Annotated in this window: 13 protein-coding genes; 8 read left to right on the forward strand and 5 right to left on the reverse strand. The window is 64.7% G+C overall.

Going from position 1 to position 12,830, the window contains the following annotated elements; translation table 11 throughout:
- The first annotated feature begins 33 nt into the window (after window positions 1–33).
- Window positions 34–480 (forward strand): hypothetical protein, encoded by a 447-nt coding sequence (locus tag LXM88_RS24650; RefSeq protein WP_262545084.1) that lies wholly within the window; start codon window positions 34–36, stop codon window positions 478–480.
- 196 nt (window positions 481–676) lie between these two features.
- Here the strand turns inward: LXM88_RS24650 and LXM88_RS24655 are convergent, their stop codons facing one another.
- Together LXM88_RS24655 and LXM88_RS24660 are read right to left on the reverse strand one after the other, a co-directional pair.
- Window positions 677–976, reverse strand: a complete 300-nt coding sequence (locus LXM88_RS24655; RefSeq protein ID WP_262545085.1) for a hypothetical protein — start codon at window positions 974–976, stop codon at window positions 677–679.
- Window positions 977–995: 19 nt separating this feature from the next.
- Entirely contained in the window at window positions 996–1,994 is a 999-nt protein-coding gene (locus LXM88_RS24660; RefSeq protein ID WP_262545086.1) for a quinone oxidoreductase family protein, read from the reverse strand.
- A gap of 131 nt (window positions 1,995–2,125) precedes the next feature.
- Here LXM88_RS24660 and LXM88_RS24665 point away from each other — a divergent pair, with 131 nt between their 5' ends.
- Window positions 2,126–3,019: a LysR family transcriptional regulator gene (locus LXM88_RS24665; RefSeq protein WP_262545087.1), complete on the forward strand. Its 894-nt coding sequence runs from the start codon at window positions 2,126–2,128 to the stop codon at window positions 3,017–3,019.
- 75 nt (window positions 3,020–3,094) lie between these two features.
- Here the strand turns inward: LXM88_RS24665 and LXM88_RS24670 are convergent, their stop codons facing one another.
- A complete protein-coding gene (locus LXM88_RS24670) occupies window positions 3,095–4,459 on the reverse strand; it encodes an MFS transporter (protein WP_262545088.1) in 1,365 nt (454 codons plus the stop codon).
- 425 nt (window positions 4,460–4,884) lie between these two features.
- Between LXM88_RS24670 and LXM88_RS24675 the strand changes: the two genes are divergently transcribed.
- The 5 genes from LXM88_RS24675 (at window position 4,885) to LXM88_RS24695 (ending at window position 9,196) form a co-directional block, all read left to right on the forward strand.
- The gene (locus tag LXM88_RS24675) at window positions 4,885–5,904 is read left to right on the forward strand and encodes an AraC family transcriptional regulator (protein WP_262545089.1); all 1,020 of its coding nucleotides are present in this window, start codon (window positions 4,885–4,887) and stop codon (window positions 5,902–5,904) included.
- Between the two features lie 97 nt (window positions 5,905–6,001).
- Window positions 6,002–6,565 (forward strand): GNAT family N-acetyltransferase, encoded by a 564-nt coding sequence (locus LXM88_RS24680; protein WP_262545090.1) that lies wholly within the window; start codon window positions 6,002–6,004, stop codon window positions 6,563–6,565.
- A 9-nt stretch (window positions 6,566–6,574) separates the two neighbouring features.
- A complete protein-coding gene (locus LXM88_RS24685; RefSeq protein WP_262545091.1) occupies window positions 6,575–7,417 on the forward strand; it encodes a MerR family transcriptional regulator in 843 nt (280 codons plus the stop codon).
- A gap of 124 nt (window positions 7,418–7,541) precedes the next feature.
- Entirely contained in the window at window positions 7,542–8,522 is a 981-nt protein-coding gene (locus tag LXM88_RS24690) for a sulfonate ABC transporter substrate-binding protein (RefSeq protein WP_262545092.1), read from the forward strand.
- A 461-nt stretch (window positions 8,523–8,983) separates the two neighbouring features.
- Complete coding sequence (locus LXM88_RS24695) at window positions 8,984–9,196, forward strand: DUF1059 domain-containing protein (protein ID WP_262545094.1); 213 nt, start codon at window positions 8,984–8,986, stop codon at window positions 9,194–9,196.
- Window positions 9,197–9,495: 299 nt separating this feature from the next.
- On the opposite strand, the gene LXM88_RS24700 is transcribed toward LXM88_RS24695, so the two are convergent.
- Together LXM88_RS24700 and LXM88_RS24705 are read right to left on the reverse strand one after the other, a co-directional pair.
- Window positions 9,496–10,065 carry a YdeI/OmpD-associated family protein gene (locus tag LXM88_RS24700; RefSeq protein WP_262546916.1) on the reverse strand — a complete coding sequence of 190 codons (570 nt, stop codon included), beginning with the start codon at window positions 10,063–10,065 and terminating at the stop codon, window positions 9,496–9,498.
- 247 nt (window positions 10,066–10,312) lie between these two features.
- A complete protein-coding gene (locus LXM88_RS24705; RefSeq protein ID WP_262545095.1) occupies window positions 10,313–11,236 on the reverse strand; it encodes a recombination-associated protein RdgC in 924 nt (307 codons plus the stop codon).
- 435 nt (window positions 11,237–11,671) lie between these two features.
- On the opposite strand from LXM88_RS24705, the gene LXM88_RS24710 reads away from it, so the two are divergent.
- Window positions 11,672–12,703 (forward strand): lipase family protein, encoded by a 1,032-nt coding sequence (locus tag LXM88_RS24710; protein ID WP_262545096.1) that lies wholly within the window; start codon window positions 11,672–11,674, stop codon window positions 12,701–12,703.
- Window positions 12,704–12,830 lie beyond the last annotated feature (127 nt).

The raw sequence follows: 12,830 nt of genomic DNA on the forward strand, positions 1-12,830 counted from the left end.
ATTGCCCGCCATCGAATCGCACTGGAGATCAACATGAGCACACAAGCTGCCCCTTCTCAAAAAGACCTGGTCCGCGCCACCGAGCAGGAGGCAAAGGACGCCCTGGCGGGCTCCGACTGGAGACCGTACGACGGCATTCGTGTCAAGTCCAGCCAAAGCCCCAACGTGTACCTTGTTATCAACGGCACTCTCCATTTCATTCCGGATCCGGATACATATTTTAATTTGTTCCCTTCATGGGAAGGCATCTTCGTTGACGATTATCTCACCAGCCATATCCCTCAAAGCCTTCCGCTGAGCGTCGGTGCCTGGCTTATCAGGGGAGATTCGTCTTCATTGCGTTATTTGCTGACGAACGGCCAAAAGCGCGCCATCCGGGACGATATTATTTTCAGGAAGTTCGATTTCGATCCCGGTAAAGTCAAGGTTATTCCGGAGGCCGTGATTAATTCGCTGCCTACGGGTGAAGACGTCGAATAGTTGTCCGGTTTCATCCATCGAGCGTCAAGTGTGTCCGGCCAGCTTCGGAGTGATGTAGAGCGATGGCCTTGACGCGGAGTCGTGGCGATTGTCGCGCAGTTCAGCGCGGCCAGTCGATACGAGCAGCGGGTATCTTCGGGAGCGGGGAGCGCAGGCAGTGCCGTATGCGCTCCCTGCCGTCTCCGCGGGCGGCTTGCTATTGAAAAAGCAGCGGCTGGGCGTGTTGGTCGGCGCGATGGATCGCACGCCCAATGCTCGAGAGGCGGGCACCGTATTCGTCAGCGCGGAAACTCTGGCGCAATCGATTCTCGTAGAACGAAAAACGCCGGATTCGTGCACTGAATCCGGATTTTCCAGAAAGACAATGCGCCGATGCGCACAGTATCAAGAAGGTGCTTCCTTGCCTCGCGGAAAGGGGCCATTTCGCACCGGCATGCAACGTGATCGTCGTGCCCGGCCGGCTCGGCGATGCACGGGTATCGAGCGGGATGTCCAAGCCGGCTTCGCCGCCCCGCTCACGGCACCAGCACCACCGCGCCCGTCGTCGCGCGCGACTCCAGCAACCGGTGCGCATCGGCCGCCTGTTCGAGCGGCAGCCGCGCGCCGATCTCGACGTGCATCCCGCCCGCCAGCCGTTCGAGCGTCGCGCGCGCGGCTTCGCGATACCCCTCGACGTCGCGGGCAATGAAACCGAGCACGCTCGGCCGCGCAAGCGCAATCGAACGGGCCGGCCCCAGTTCGTCGAGATCGAACGTCTGCCGCGCGCCGATCGCGGCCACCTGCCCGATGCTCGCGACCATCCCGAACGGCCGGATTGCGCCGAGCGTGCGCGTCAGCACGTCGCCGCCGATCCCGTCGATCGCGTAATCGACCCCCGCGCCGCCGCCGAACGCGCGCGCGGCCGCGACGAAATCTGCCTCGCGATAATCGACGACCGCATCGGCGCCATGCGTGCGCACGAGCGCGGCTTTCGCGGCCGACCCGACCGTGCCGATCACCCGCGCGCCGAGCGCGCTCGCCCACTGCGTCGCCAGCAGCCCGACCCCGCCGGCCGCCGCATGCACGAGCACCGTGTCGCCGGCGCCGACCTGCCGGACGCGATGCAGCAGCATGTAGACCGTGATCCCTTTCAGCAGTCCGGCGGCAACCGCGTCGTCGCTCAGGCCGTCGGGGATCGGCAACACGCGCCCGGCCGGCATCGTGCGCAGGCTCGCATAGCTGCCGGTCGGCATGCCCGCATACGCGACGCGCTGGCCCGGCACGAGATCCGTCACGCCGGGCCCGACCGCGTCGATCACGCCGGCCGCCTCGACGCCGAGCGCGTCCGGCAGCGCGGGCAATGGGTGCGCGCCGGTCCTGAAATAGATGTCGACGAAATTCACGCCGACGGCAGTCTGACGAATCCGCACCTCGCCGGCGCCGGGCGGCGCGACGGGCGCATCGACGCGGCGCAGCACGCCGGCGTCGCCGTAGCGGTCGATCCCGATCCGGATGGCGGTGGCAGTTTGGGTCATGACGTTCCTCGCAATCGAATGAAGTGACACGATCATCCCATCGTGCATAATCGATCGGAATTCCCGTTTATCGCCCATTTATTGTGCAAAATTCGACCGATCTGGATCCCGCTCCCGCGTCCGCACTGCCGATGAGCTGGGACGACATCCGCTACTTCCTCGCGGTGATGCGCGGCGGCAGCCTGTCGGCCGCCGCGCGCGCACTGCAGGTCCAGCATTCGACGGTCGCGCGGCGCATCGACGCGCTGGAGTCCGCGCTCGGCATCCGGCTGTTCGACCGGTTGCCGCGCGGCTGGCCGCCGACCGACGAAGGGCTGCACCTCGCCGAGCACGCCGCGCGCCTCGAAACCGATGCCCATGCGTTCGCGCGCGCCGCGCAGGGCGCGGCAGCGCTCGACGGCGTCGTACGCATATCGGCGTCGCCGGTATTCGCCAGCCATTTCCTCGCACCGCACCTTGCCCGCGCGCAGCGCGCATGGCCGGCGCTGCGTATCGACCTGATGGGCGAGATGCATGCGGCGAACCTGTACGCGCGCGAAGCCGATCTCGCGGTGCGGCTGTCGCGGCCGAGCGAGCCGGGGCTCGCCGCGCGCCGGCTCGGCACGATGCGGTTCGCGCTGTGCGCGTCGCCGGAATGGGCGGACGCGCCGCCCGACACCTGGCCGTTCGTCGGCTACGACGATGCGCTCGCGCAGACGCCGCAGCAGCAATGGCTCGAACGCTTCGCGGCCGGGCGCCGTTTCGCGTTCGTCGCGAACGACCTCGCGGCGCTGCATCGCGCATGCGTCGCCGGCGCGGGGGTCGCGCTGTTGCCGCGGTTTCTCGTCGACGATTCGCTCGTCGAAGCCGGTGCGGCACCATCGTCCGCACCCACACCGCTCGTCGAACTGACGTCCGCGCCCCGCTGCGACATCGAGCGCGAGATCTGGCTCGTCGTCCATCCGGACGTGCGCCGGTCGCCGCGCGTGCAGCGCGTCGCCGACGCAATCGCCGACGCGGTGCGCGCGGCGGACGGGCGGCTCTGACCGAGCGCCCCTGTCGGAGCCCCTGCTCCGGGCCGGCCATGATCTCCGGCCGGTTGCGCACCGCCGACCCGCCGTTCAGGACTGCCGAGCGGGCAACGCCTGTCGTTCGCCGGCCGAAGCCGGAAGGCCGCGATGCGACGCCGAGCGCCGATGATCGATCAGGCCGACCGCGACGGCGGCCGCCAGCGCGGGCAATCCGATCGCCATGAAGTTCTGTTCCAGCGGCAGATCGATGCCCACCAGCAAACCGATGACGATCGGCGCCAGGATCGCGCCGCTACGACCCACGCCCAACGTCCAGCCGATGCCGGTCGAGCGGATCGCCATCGGATAGAACTGCCCCGCATACGCGCAGTTGACGATCTGCGTGCCGATCGTCGAAGCACCCGCGAGGGCGACCAGCACGAACAGCAGCGCGGTCGGCACCTTGTAACCGAGCAGCGTGATCGACACCGCGGCAAGCAGATACATCGACACGAGCACCGTCTTGATCGGAAAGCGATCGGCCAGCCAGCCACCGCCGATCGCGCCGACCATCGCGCCGGCGTTCAGCACCAGCACGAAGGTCAACGCGGAGCCGAGGCTGTAGCCGGCGCTCGCCATCAGCCGGGTCAGCCACGAACTGAGCGCATACACCATGAACAGGCACATGAAGCACGCGATCCAGAACATGACCGTGCTGAATCCACGACCGTCGTCGAACAGCTGGCGAACCGGCGCGCCGCCCGCGTTGTCGTCGCGCGGAACGACATAAGAGTCGCCCGGTTGACGCCGGTATGCGGGATCGAGCCGGCGCGCGATACGTGCGAGCTCGTCGGTCCTGCCGTGCCGGATCAGGAACGGCAGCGATTCCGGCATCCATTTCACGAGCAGCGGAACGAGCAGCACCGGCGCACCGGCGGCGACGAACACGGACTGCCATCCGTACACCTCGATCATCCCCTTGCCCATCACGGCCGCCAGCATGCCGCCGACCGAATAGCCGCTGAACATCAGCGTCACCAGCGTGCTGCGCACGCGGCGCGGCGCGTACTCGGTCATATGAGCGATAACGTTCGGCATCACGCCGCCGATGCCGATGCCCGCCAGGAAGCGAGCCGCGCCGAACAGTGCGGGCGTGGGCGCCAGCCCGGCCGCCGCGGTAAAGACGCTGAACAGCGTCAGGCAGGCCGCGATGGCCCAGCGGCGCCCGATCCGCTCGGCGACGGTCCCGAACACGATGTTGCCGAACATCATGCCGAACAGCGCCGAGCTGACCATGAAGCCGGCCTGCGCCGGGTTGACGCCCATCTCCTTCATGATCGCCGGCAGCGCGATGCCGGCCACCGCCAGGTCATACCCGTCGAACACGATGATCAGCGCGCACCAGAACAGCACGACGCCGTGCAGCTTGCCCAGCCGCGCATCGTCGGAGAGCGCCTGCAGGTTGATTTGACGCATGGACTTCCTTCCTTTTTCCAGAGGGGATTCAGGCCCGGCGGTAGTCGTCGCATGACGCTCGTCCGAACCAGTACGATCGCTCAGGCTATCTATTTAGTAGTTGTACGAATCATTGTCGTGAAATGCGCCACTGTTCGTCCGGATGCCGGCGCAGTGTAGGAAGCCACAATGATTTCCACTATCCGGAATTTGCAGGCGGCTCGCGAATTCGATCCGTTTTTCTCGTGCCGCGCGCCGCGCGCTATCCGGATTTTTCCCCGGCGGGGGCGGGACTATCCGATTCTTGCGAAACTTTCGACAAGCCTGACAAAGATCAATATCATCCTTTCAGGATATCTCGCTCACAAGAGAAACCGATGTGGCACGACGCGCATCCGCGGCCAGCCGGATGCGCTGCACGAAAAGCGCCACACAGGAGACGCCCCATGCCCCTCACCCCGAATGCGGAAGTGCTGTCCGCGCTGTATCGGAATTGCGTGTTCCGATCCGGCTTGCGCACGGATGCGCACGAGCAGGTCTCGCTGGAACTGGCCGAGCATGCGCTGCGCTGGAAGCAGGGCGTGCCCGACGCCGCGCTTTTCAAGGGGCAACTGAATCACCTGAGCGTCTACGCGCTGCAGTACGGCGCCGAAGTCGAGGTCGCCCCGCGCCCGTTCGACGGCTTTTCGCTCGTCCACACGTCGCTCGCGGGCGGCGCCGAAATCGAGTGCGACGGGCACGTGATGGGCGTGTCCGAAGGGCGCACCGCCGTGCTGGCGCCGACGTCTCGCGTCCGCCTCCGCTGGCGGTCCGGCACCCGGCAACTGATCGTCAAGGTGCCCGATGCGCTGATGCGCGCGGTCAGCGGCCGCCGGCCCGACGACGCGGCGCCCGGCCTCGCGCCGGGATTCCTGTTGCCGACGGCGCTTGCGTCGCAGTGGGATCTGATCGCGCAGTCGCTGCTGAACGTGCTCGCCGTTGCCGACGACGGCGGCATCCGGGCCGAATGGCGCGACCACTTCGAACGAAGCCTCGCGCTGTTCCTGCTCGTGCATTGCCCGCCGTCGCCCGCCGCTGCGCATGCCGGCGCGGCGCCGCAAGCGCGCGGTGCGCCGGCGCAAGCCGGATCGCGTGGCGGCATCCGGCAGATGGATGCGCTGCACGAATTCATCCACGCGCGGCTCTGCGCGCCGATCTCGCTCGAGGATCTCGCCAGGGCGGCCGGCGTCAGCCTGCGGACGCTGAACGTGCTGTGCCGGCGCTACCACGGCGCGACCCCGATGGAGCTGCTGCGCAACATCCGGCTGGACGCTGCGCGCGTGCAGTTGCTGACCGACCCGGTGGCCAGCATCACCGATACGGCGCTGACGTTCGGCTTCGGGCACCTCGGCCGCTTTTCCGCCTACTACTTCGCCCGCTTCGACGAGTTGCCGCGCGACACGCAAAAGAAGCGGCAGCCGAACTGAACGCCGCCTCGCCGGACGCACGGCCGCGGCTTTACGCGTCACGCAATCGTCCGCATAGTAACGGTTTGCCCGCACCGCGCCCTGCCGCCCCGTCACCATGTCCGCCACGCCAGCCGCCTGCATCGTCCGCGATTCGACCGACGCCGATCTCGCCGCCATCCACGCGATCTATGCGCACCACGTCCGCCACGGCGTCGCGTCGTTCGAGGAAACGCCGCCCGACGCGGCCGAGCTGCGCGCGCGGCGCGACGCGGTACTGGGCCACGGGCTGCCGTATCTCGTCGCGGAACACGACGGCCGCGTGGCCGGCTACGCATACGCGACGCCTTACCGCACGCGCAGCGCATACCGCTTCACGATCGAGGATTCGATCTACATCGACGATGCGCAGCGCGGGCGCGGGATCGGCCGCGCACTGCTCGCGGCGCTGATCGCGCGCTGCGAGGCCGGCCCGTGGCGGCAGATGATCGCGGTGATCGCCGACGGCGGCACGGGCGGTTCGACGTCGCTGCATCGCGCATTCGGCTTCGAGCCGGCCGGCACGCTGAAGGCGATCGGCTTCAAGCACGGCCGCTGGATCGACACGGCGCTGCTGCAGCGCCCGCTCGGCGACGGCGCACGCACGCTCCCCGCCTCGCCCGAGCCTGCCGCGTCGCGCTAGAATGACCGCATGTCAAAACAGACTCATTCCACACCCGACGAGGCCGCAGCGGATTCCCGCAACGAGTACACGGTCGACGAACTGGCGCGCGTGTCCGACACGACCGTGCGCAACGTCCGCGCTTACCAGGATCGCGGTTTGCTCGCGCCGCCCGAGAAGCGCGGGCGCGTCGGCATCTACGACGACACGCACGTCGCGCGGCTGAAGCTGATCAACCACCTGCTCGCGCGCGGCTATACGCTGTCGAACATCCAGGACCTGATCAAGGCGATCGACGAAGGCCACGACCTGCGCTCGATCCTCGGCCTCGAAAACGCGATCGGCGGCCGCTGGTCGCATGAACTGCCGAAAACCTATTCGCTCGCCGCGCTCGCGCAGATGTTCGGCCCGCAGGCGACCACGCAGCTTTCGCGCGTGACCGAGCTCGGGCTGCTCGAACGGCGCGGCCTGTCGTTCGTCGCGAAGAGCCCCGCGCTGCTCGAGGCGGCGGCCGCGATGACGAAGGAAGGCATCCCGCCGCGCGAGCTGCTCGACGTGATCAGCCTCGCGCGGCCGCACTTCGACGCGATCGCGCGGCTGCTCGTCGATCTCGTCGTGAAGCGGCTCGACCGCTACGACGCCGGCACGCTGCCGCCGGCCACCGACGTGCCCGAACTGGTCGATGCGATCTGGCGCCTGCGCCCGCTCGCGGCCGTGTTCGTCGAAGGCGAGACGAACCGCGCGCTCGAAACCGCGGCGAGCGCGTATCTCGGCGGCCGCGTCGCGACGATCCTCGACAAGAAGCTCAGCGACGACGAGGCCGCGCGTCAGTCCGGCACACCCGATACGCAAGGCGACGGCGACAAAGCATAGGGCCCCCGTCGTCATATTGATATCGGCAATGCTTCGTTTGCCGGCGCGATCGCCCATGCGACGATTCTTCCAACCGAGCGGCACCGGCCGCTCTCCCGAAGACGTTTCGCATGGAGTCCGTTCGATGATTCGTTTCACCCGCTGGGTCACCCGCACCGCCGCCGTCACGCTCGTCGCGCTGTCCGCCGCGTCGGCCTTCGCGCAAGGCGGCGCCGACAAGGTCGTGCGCATCGGCTATCAGAAGGCCGGCCTGCTGTCGATCATCAAGGCGCAAGGCTCGCTCGAAGCGCGGCTCAAGCCGCTCGGCTACGACGTCCAGTGGTTCGAATTCCCGGCCGGCCCGCAACTGCTCGAAGCGCTGAACGCGAACAGCATCGACTTCGGCTACACGGGCGCGCCGCCGCCCGTGTTCGCGCAGGCTGCAGGAGTACGCTTCGTGTACGTCGGCGCGGAACCGCCGTCGCCGCACAACGAAGCCGTATTCGTGAAAGCCGATTCGCCGATCCGCTCGCTCGCCGAGCTGCGCGGCAAGAAGGTCGCGCTGCAGAAAGGCTCGAGCGCGAACTACCTGCTGCTGGAAGCGCTGAAGAAGGCCGGCGTGCGCTACGACGAGATCCGCCCCGTGTACCTGCCGCCCGCCGACGCGCGCGCCGCGTTCGAAAGCGGCAACGTCGACGCGTGGGCCGTCTGGGATCCTTATTACGCCGCCGCGCAGAATTCGCTGAAGATCCGCACGCTGTCCGACTACACGGGCCTCACGCCGGCGAACAACTTCTACGAGGCGACGCGCGATTTCGCAGAGCAGCATGCCGACGTGGTCGGCTCGATCCTGAAGCAGGCGCGCGAGACGGGCCTGTGGGTCAACGGGCATCCGGCCGAGACCGCCGCGCTGATCGCGCCGAAGGTCGGCCTGCCGTTGCCGCTCGTCGAAACCTGGATCAAGCGCGTGCCGTTCGGTGCGGTGCCGGTCGACGAGAAGATCGTCGCGGTTCAGCAAGGTGTCGCCGATGCGTTTTATCGCGCGAAGCTGATTCCGCAGAAGTTGAGCGTTGCTGACAACGCGTGGACGGATAAACGCGTGGCGACCGCGCTCGCGGCGAAGTAACGCGCAAACGCAGCGCGCACGCGTTCGAAACAAGGCCGATGGGCACCCTGCCCGCCGGCCTTTTTCGGTTCTTCCCGAATGTTCGGGAAACGTGGGGGCGCACTGTCGGCGTTGGGCCATCTACGGACATCGACCCGCACGTTCGAACTGCCATTCAAACGTCGCTTCCACCCGGACAATGGACCTTCGCGTGCGGATCTCGGCAGGCATGTAGCCGGCCGTTAATTACATCCCTGTTTCATTCTTGACCGCAGGCGGCATCTGCGGCATATCGTGCGGGCGACGCACGCGGAACGCCGTGAATTTCGATGCATTACCGCGAATTCATTGCACGCGACCTATACTTTCAAAATCATTTCGTCCGCGACAAGGAGGCGCAATCGTGCCGTATGTACTTCGCGCGGCATCCCGCGCGGTCATTCACGCAAGACCCATGACTACTGTCGTATGAGGAAGGCATCATGTCGCGCAAATACATCGATTGCCGGGAATTCCCGAGCGAAATGAATTGTTCCGTTGCGCTATCAGCGGACTCCGAAAACGAGTTGCTCGAGGCGGCCGTACAGCATGCGGTCGCGGTTCACAAGCATACCGATTCGCCGGAGCTGCGTTCACAGCTGAAAACGCTGTTTCATGACGGCACACCACCCGTTGAAGCACCGCGTCACGCGTAACGCCGGCGCGACAGATTGAAGAGCGGCGACCGCCTTACGACGGCCATCTGCTGACAACGTATTGGCATTGACCGTAGCTGCACACCTTGCCGAATTCTTCTTCTGCGCGTGGTCCAGTGGGCCGGCTACGGAAGTTCGGGCATTGTGCGAACACCTCGCTGCCGGGCCGAACTCTTGCTTCCGCGTTCGGCCAGCAACAGCCCGTCGGGCGTGTCTCACGCATGAAGGCCGCCGAGCCGAAGCGGCTATTACGGGTTATATGCTCTCATTTGGCAAAATCTCCGTCAGCAGCGCAAGCTCTACGGATGAAAGGTTTCGCCACGGTTCAGCATGTTGACGAATTCCTCGATTTTACGCGCCCTGGTTTCTGGCTTTTTGGCATTCTGTACCCGAAACAGAATGGCATAGCGGTTACGGCTGTTCAGTGTTGCAAAAAACTTCTTGGCTTCCGGATTTGCGTCCAGAGCCACTTGCAGGTCGTCCGGCACTGTCGAGTTGCTGGCCGACGTATAGGCAGACTCCCAGCGACCGTCCTTCCTCGCCTTGTCGATTTCGCGCATACCGGGCGGGCGCATTCTGCCTGCGGCGATCAGCGCTTCGGCCCTTTCTTTGTTGAGTTTGGACCAGATGCTTTTTGCGGAGCGTGGGGTGAAGCGTTGTAACCAGTATTTCTCGCTCTCAGCCCGCTTTTGACCATCGATCCAGCCATAGCAGAGGGCGCTTTCCAGCGCCTGTTCGTAGGTTACGGTTCGCTGCTCAGTGCCTTTTTTCGCCAGACGCAGCCATGCTCCGGTCGACGTGCTGCCGTTTTGCCCTAACCAGCTTTCCCATTCGGTCGGACTGGTAAATGTTAGAGCGCATTCGGTCATGTCACCATCCGGAATGGTCGAGTACATGTGTGGGAAAGCGTCCGCAGTCTAGCAGTGTTCATACGGACATCAACGTCCGTGGCGCGACCAAAGACCGGTCGCTCAGCCGCCCTGGCCCGTCGGCTGGTTCGGGTCGCAAGCGCTCAGCCGCGACCCGCCGCCAGGGCGACGACGGTCCTCCTCGACATGTCGCGTCAGCGCGAAGCCGCGCCGTCGCGGGGCGATGATCCTCGACAGCCGACGGCGTTCAGGCTGCTGCCGCCTGACGAATCGAGTCGTGCTGATCGCCACCCAGGATATCGACAAGATCGGTCAACATCCGCCCCAATTCACCCGTCATCAGCGTGACATCCGAGTCGAAGCGTTCATCGTCGTTCTGCGCGGTGGGATCCGTCGCTTCCTTGATCACGTCGAGCGGCGTGACTCGCTTGATCGTCAGCGACGGTGTCAGCACGAAGGAGATCCGGTCGTTCCAGGTCATCGCGAGGCGCATGCATTGTTTGCCGGCCTCGATGTGCCGGCGCATGTCGTTCGCTTCCAGCGCGTGGCCGACGTATCGCACCGTGGCGCCGCCTTCGCCGCTCGAGCGCAGCTCGGCGTCCTGGTCCACGGTGAATCCGCCCGGCGCCTCGCCGGACAGCAGCCAATCCGTCATCGCGGCGACCGGCGAAAGCGCCACCTGTACGCCGGCGAGCGGCAACTGATCGATCGATTTGACGAGCAGGCCGCGAACATCGTCGGCAAGAGCCTGTGCAGCCGCATCGATGACGAGCCAGCCGTTCGCCGTATCGATCCACACGCGGGTATCGCGGCGAATGGTGAACGCGCGCGGCAGCAGTTCGTCGGTAACCTGCTCCTTGAGTTCGCGCAGCTGTTTGCGCCCCACCTTGAAGCCCTGCTGCTCCTCGACTTCAAGCGCCCGGGCCTTGGTCACCTGATTGACGACCGACGCCGGGAGCAGCTTCTTTTCGGCACGAAACACCAGCAGCATCTGCCGGTTGATCGAATACACGAGCGCGCCGTCGTCACGCGGCGACGCCCATCCGAAGCGCTGCATCTCGATGCTGCTGCCCGGCTGAAACGCGTAGGGCGCCAGCCATTTTTCCATCTGATCGGGGGTTACGGCCCAAGGTGCCGGAAGACGATGAAGCTGAAGATTCTTGAACCACATAGGAGTACGGGCAAAGCGCTCCATTCTATATGACGGCGACGCTTGCCGGCCATCACGCGACGTTCGTCCCTGCCGGCGACCGGTCGTTCGGGCGACCGCTTCGCCTGGGCAACGGACCTTTGCATGAGGATGCCGGGAATTCTCGAGCCTGAAGGCGAGCCCAGGGAGCCTGGAAAGGCCGGATCGTGAACTGCCGGGAGTGTCGTCCCGCGAGGCCGTGACAGGCCGACGGTACCTGCCAACATCGACAGGTTGTTCCGATGGACTGCCTGTACCATCATTTGTGTGATCATTGCGAGCCTACATCGCTTGCGTTCCGTGCAATCCGGGTATCGCCGCCGCGCGTCCCATTCCAACCCGCAGCGGCGCAAGAGGCCAGGAATCGGCTTCTTCGCAATGACTCCCTTCCGCAGCGCGACGACGAGGCGACGAACCATGACATCCAGCAAATTCGAGCAAATGCAGGTCAATCTCACATTGGCCTATGTCGTTAACAACGCAGCAACCGACGATAGCGGGCAGCAGATCCCGTTTCCAACTGACACGCAGGTCAAAGAGAACATCGTGGATCGCCTGAACGGATCAAAGATGACCCAGAACAATCAGTTCGAAATTGTTTGGGGGCCTGCCGTCGTATTGGATGGGACTGGCGTTGCTGCCAATGTCACTGTCGTCTTGCAATCGGCGGCTAGCGGCGAATATTCAGTGGTGACAAGCGGCACCGATTTCAAATCCCTGCTTGATCGTCTGGCCGATTTTTCGTATAAAACCCTTGAGCCATTCAGCGCGTATGTGCCGGACTGCCCGTCGGACGCATGCATATCGGCGGGTACGAATGGAGCGTTGTTCTTCGTACTGGCCAAGGCTGATTCAAGTCAGCTAACGCTCGCCGACTTCCTGAGGACTGTGCAACCGTCATCGGTAGTCAACGTGGTCGGGCACAGCCTCGCAGGAGCGCTGGCATCCGCGATCGTGTTGTACCTGAAGAATCAGAGCGGCTTGCAGAGTCACACGTACCACTGCCAGACGTTTGCCGGCCCGACAGCAGGCAACGATGTGTTCGCCGACTATTTCAACAGTCAAATGCGAGGCCATGCGACACGCATATTCAATTCGCGGGATATCGTGCCGATGGCATGGAATGCGGACAGCCTTCAGAAGGTGAAAACCGTCTACAGCGACGCCGGCATTAACCCCAGTTTGATTTTTAAGCTTGCTGTCGATGCGATCAGCCTTGCTACAAGTCCTCTGAAGTACACCCAATGGGGAACGTCCGATCTTTCAGGACCGGCGATGCAGCACGAGCTTGACGGGTCGGTTAATAAAGATATCGGAAAGACTGGTACAGATGATGAGAAATTCCAGGCGCAGGTTGGCTATCAGCATATCCAGGGATACATGACGTGCCTGGATCTGGCCCTTACCGACATAGACATCCCCTGGCCGAGCGCCGGAGACACGGAGTGAGTCTCCAATGAATCTGCGATGGCTGCGCGTGTCTTGAGCGGCGCAAGAACGCGCGGACCAAGGCCGAACCAAGGGTAGACGCTGGCGGGAAGTAGTACGAAGCAAAGCCCATAAAATAAAATTGCAC

Source organism: Burkholderia sp. S-53 (assembly GCF_025560745.1).
GTDB classification, from domain to species: domain Bacteria; phylum Pseudomonadota; class Gammaproteobacteria; order Burkholderiales; family Burkholderiaceae; genus Burkholderia; species Burkholderia pyrrocinia.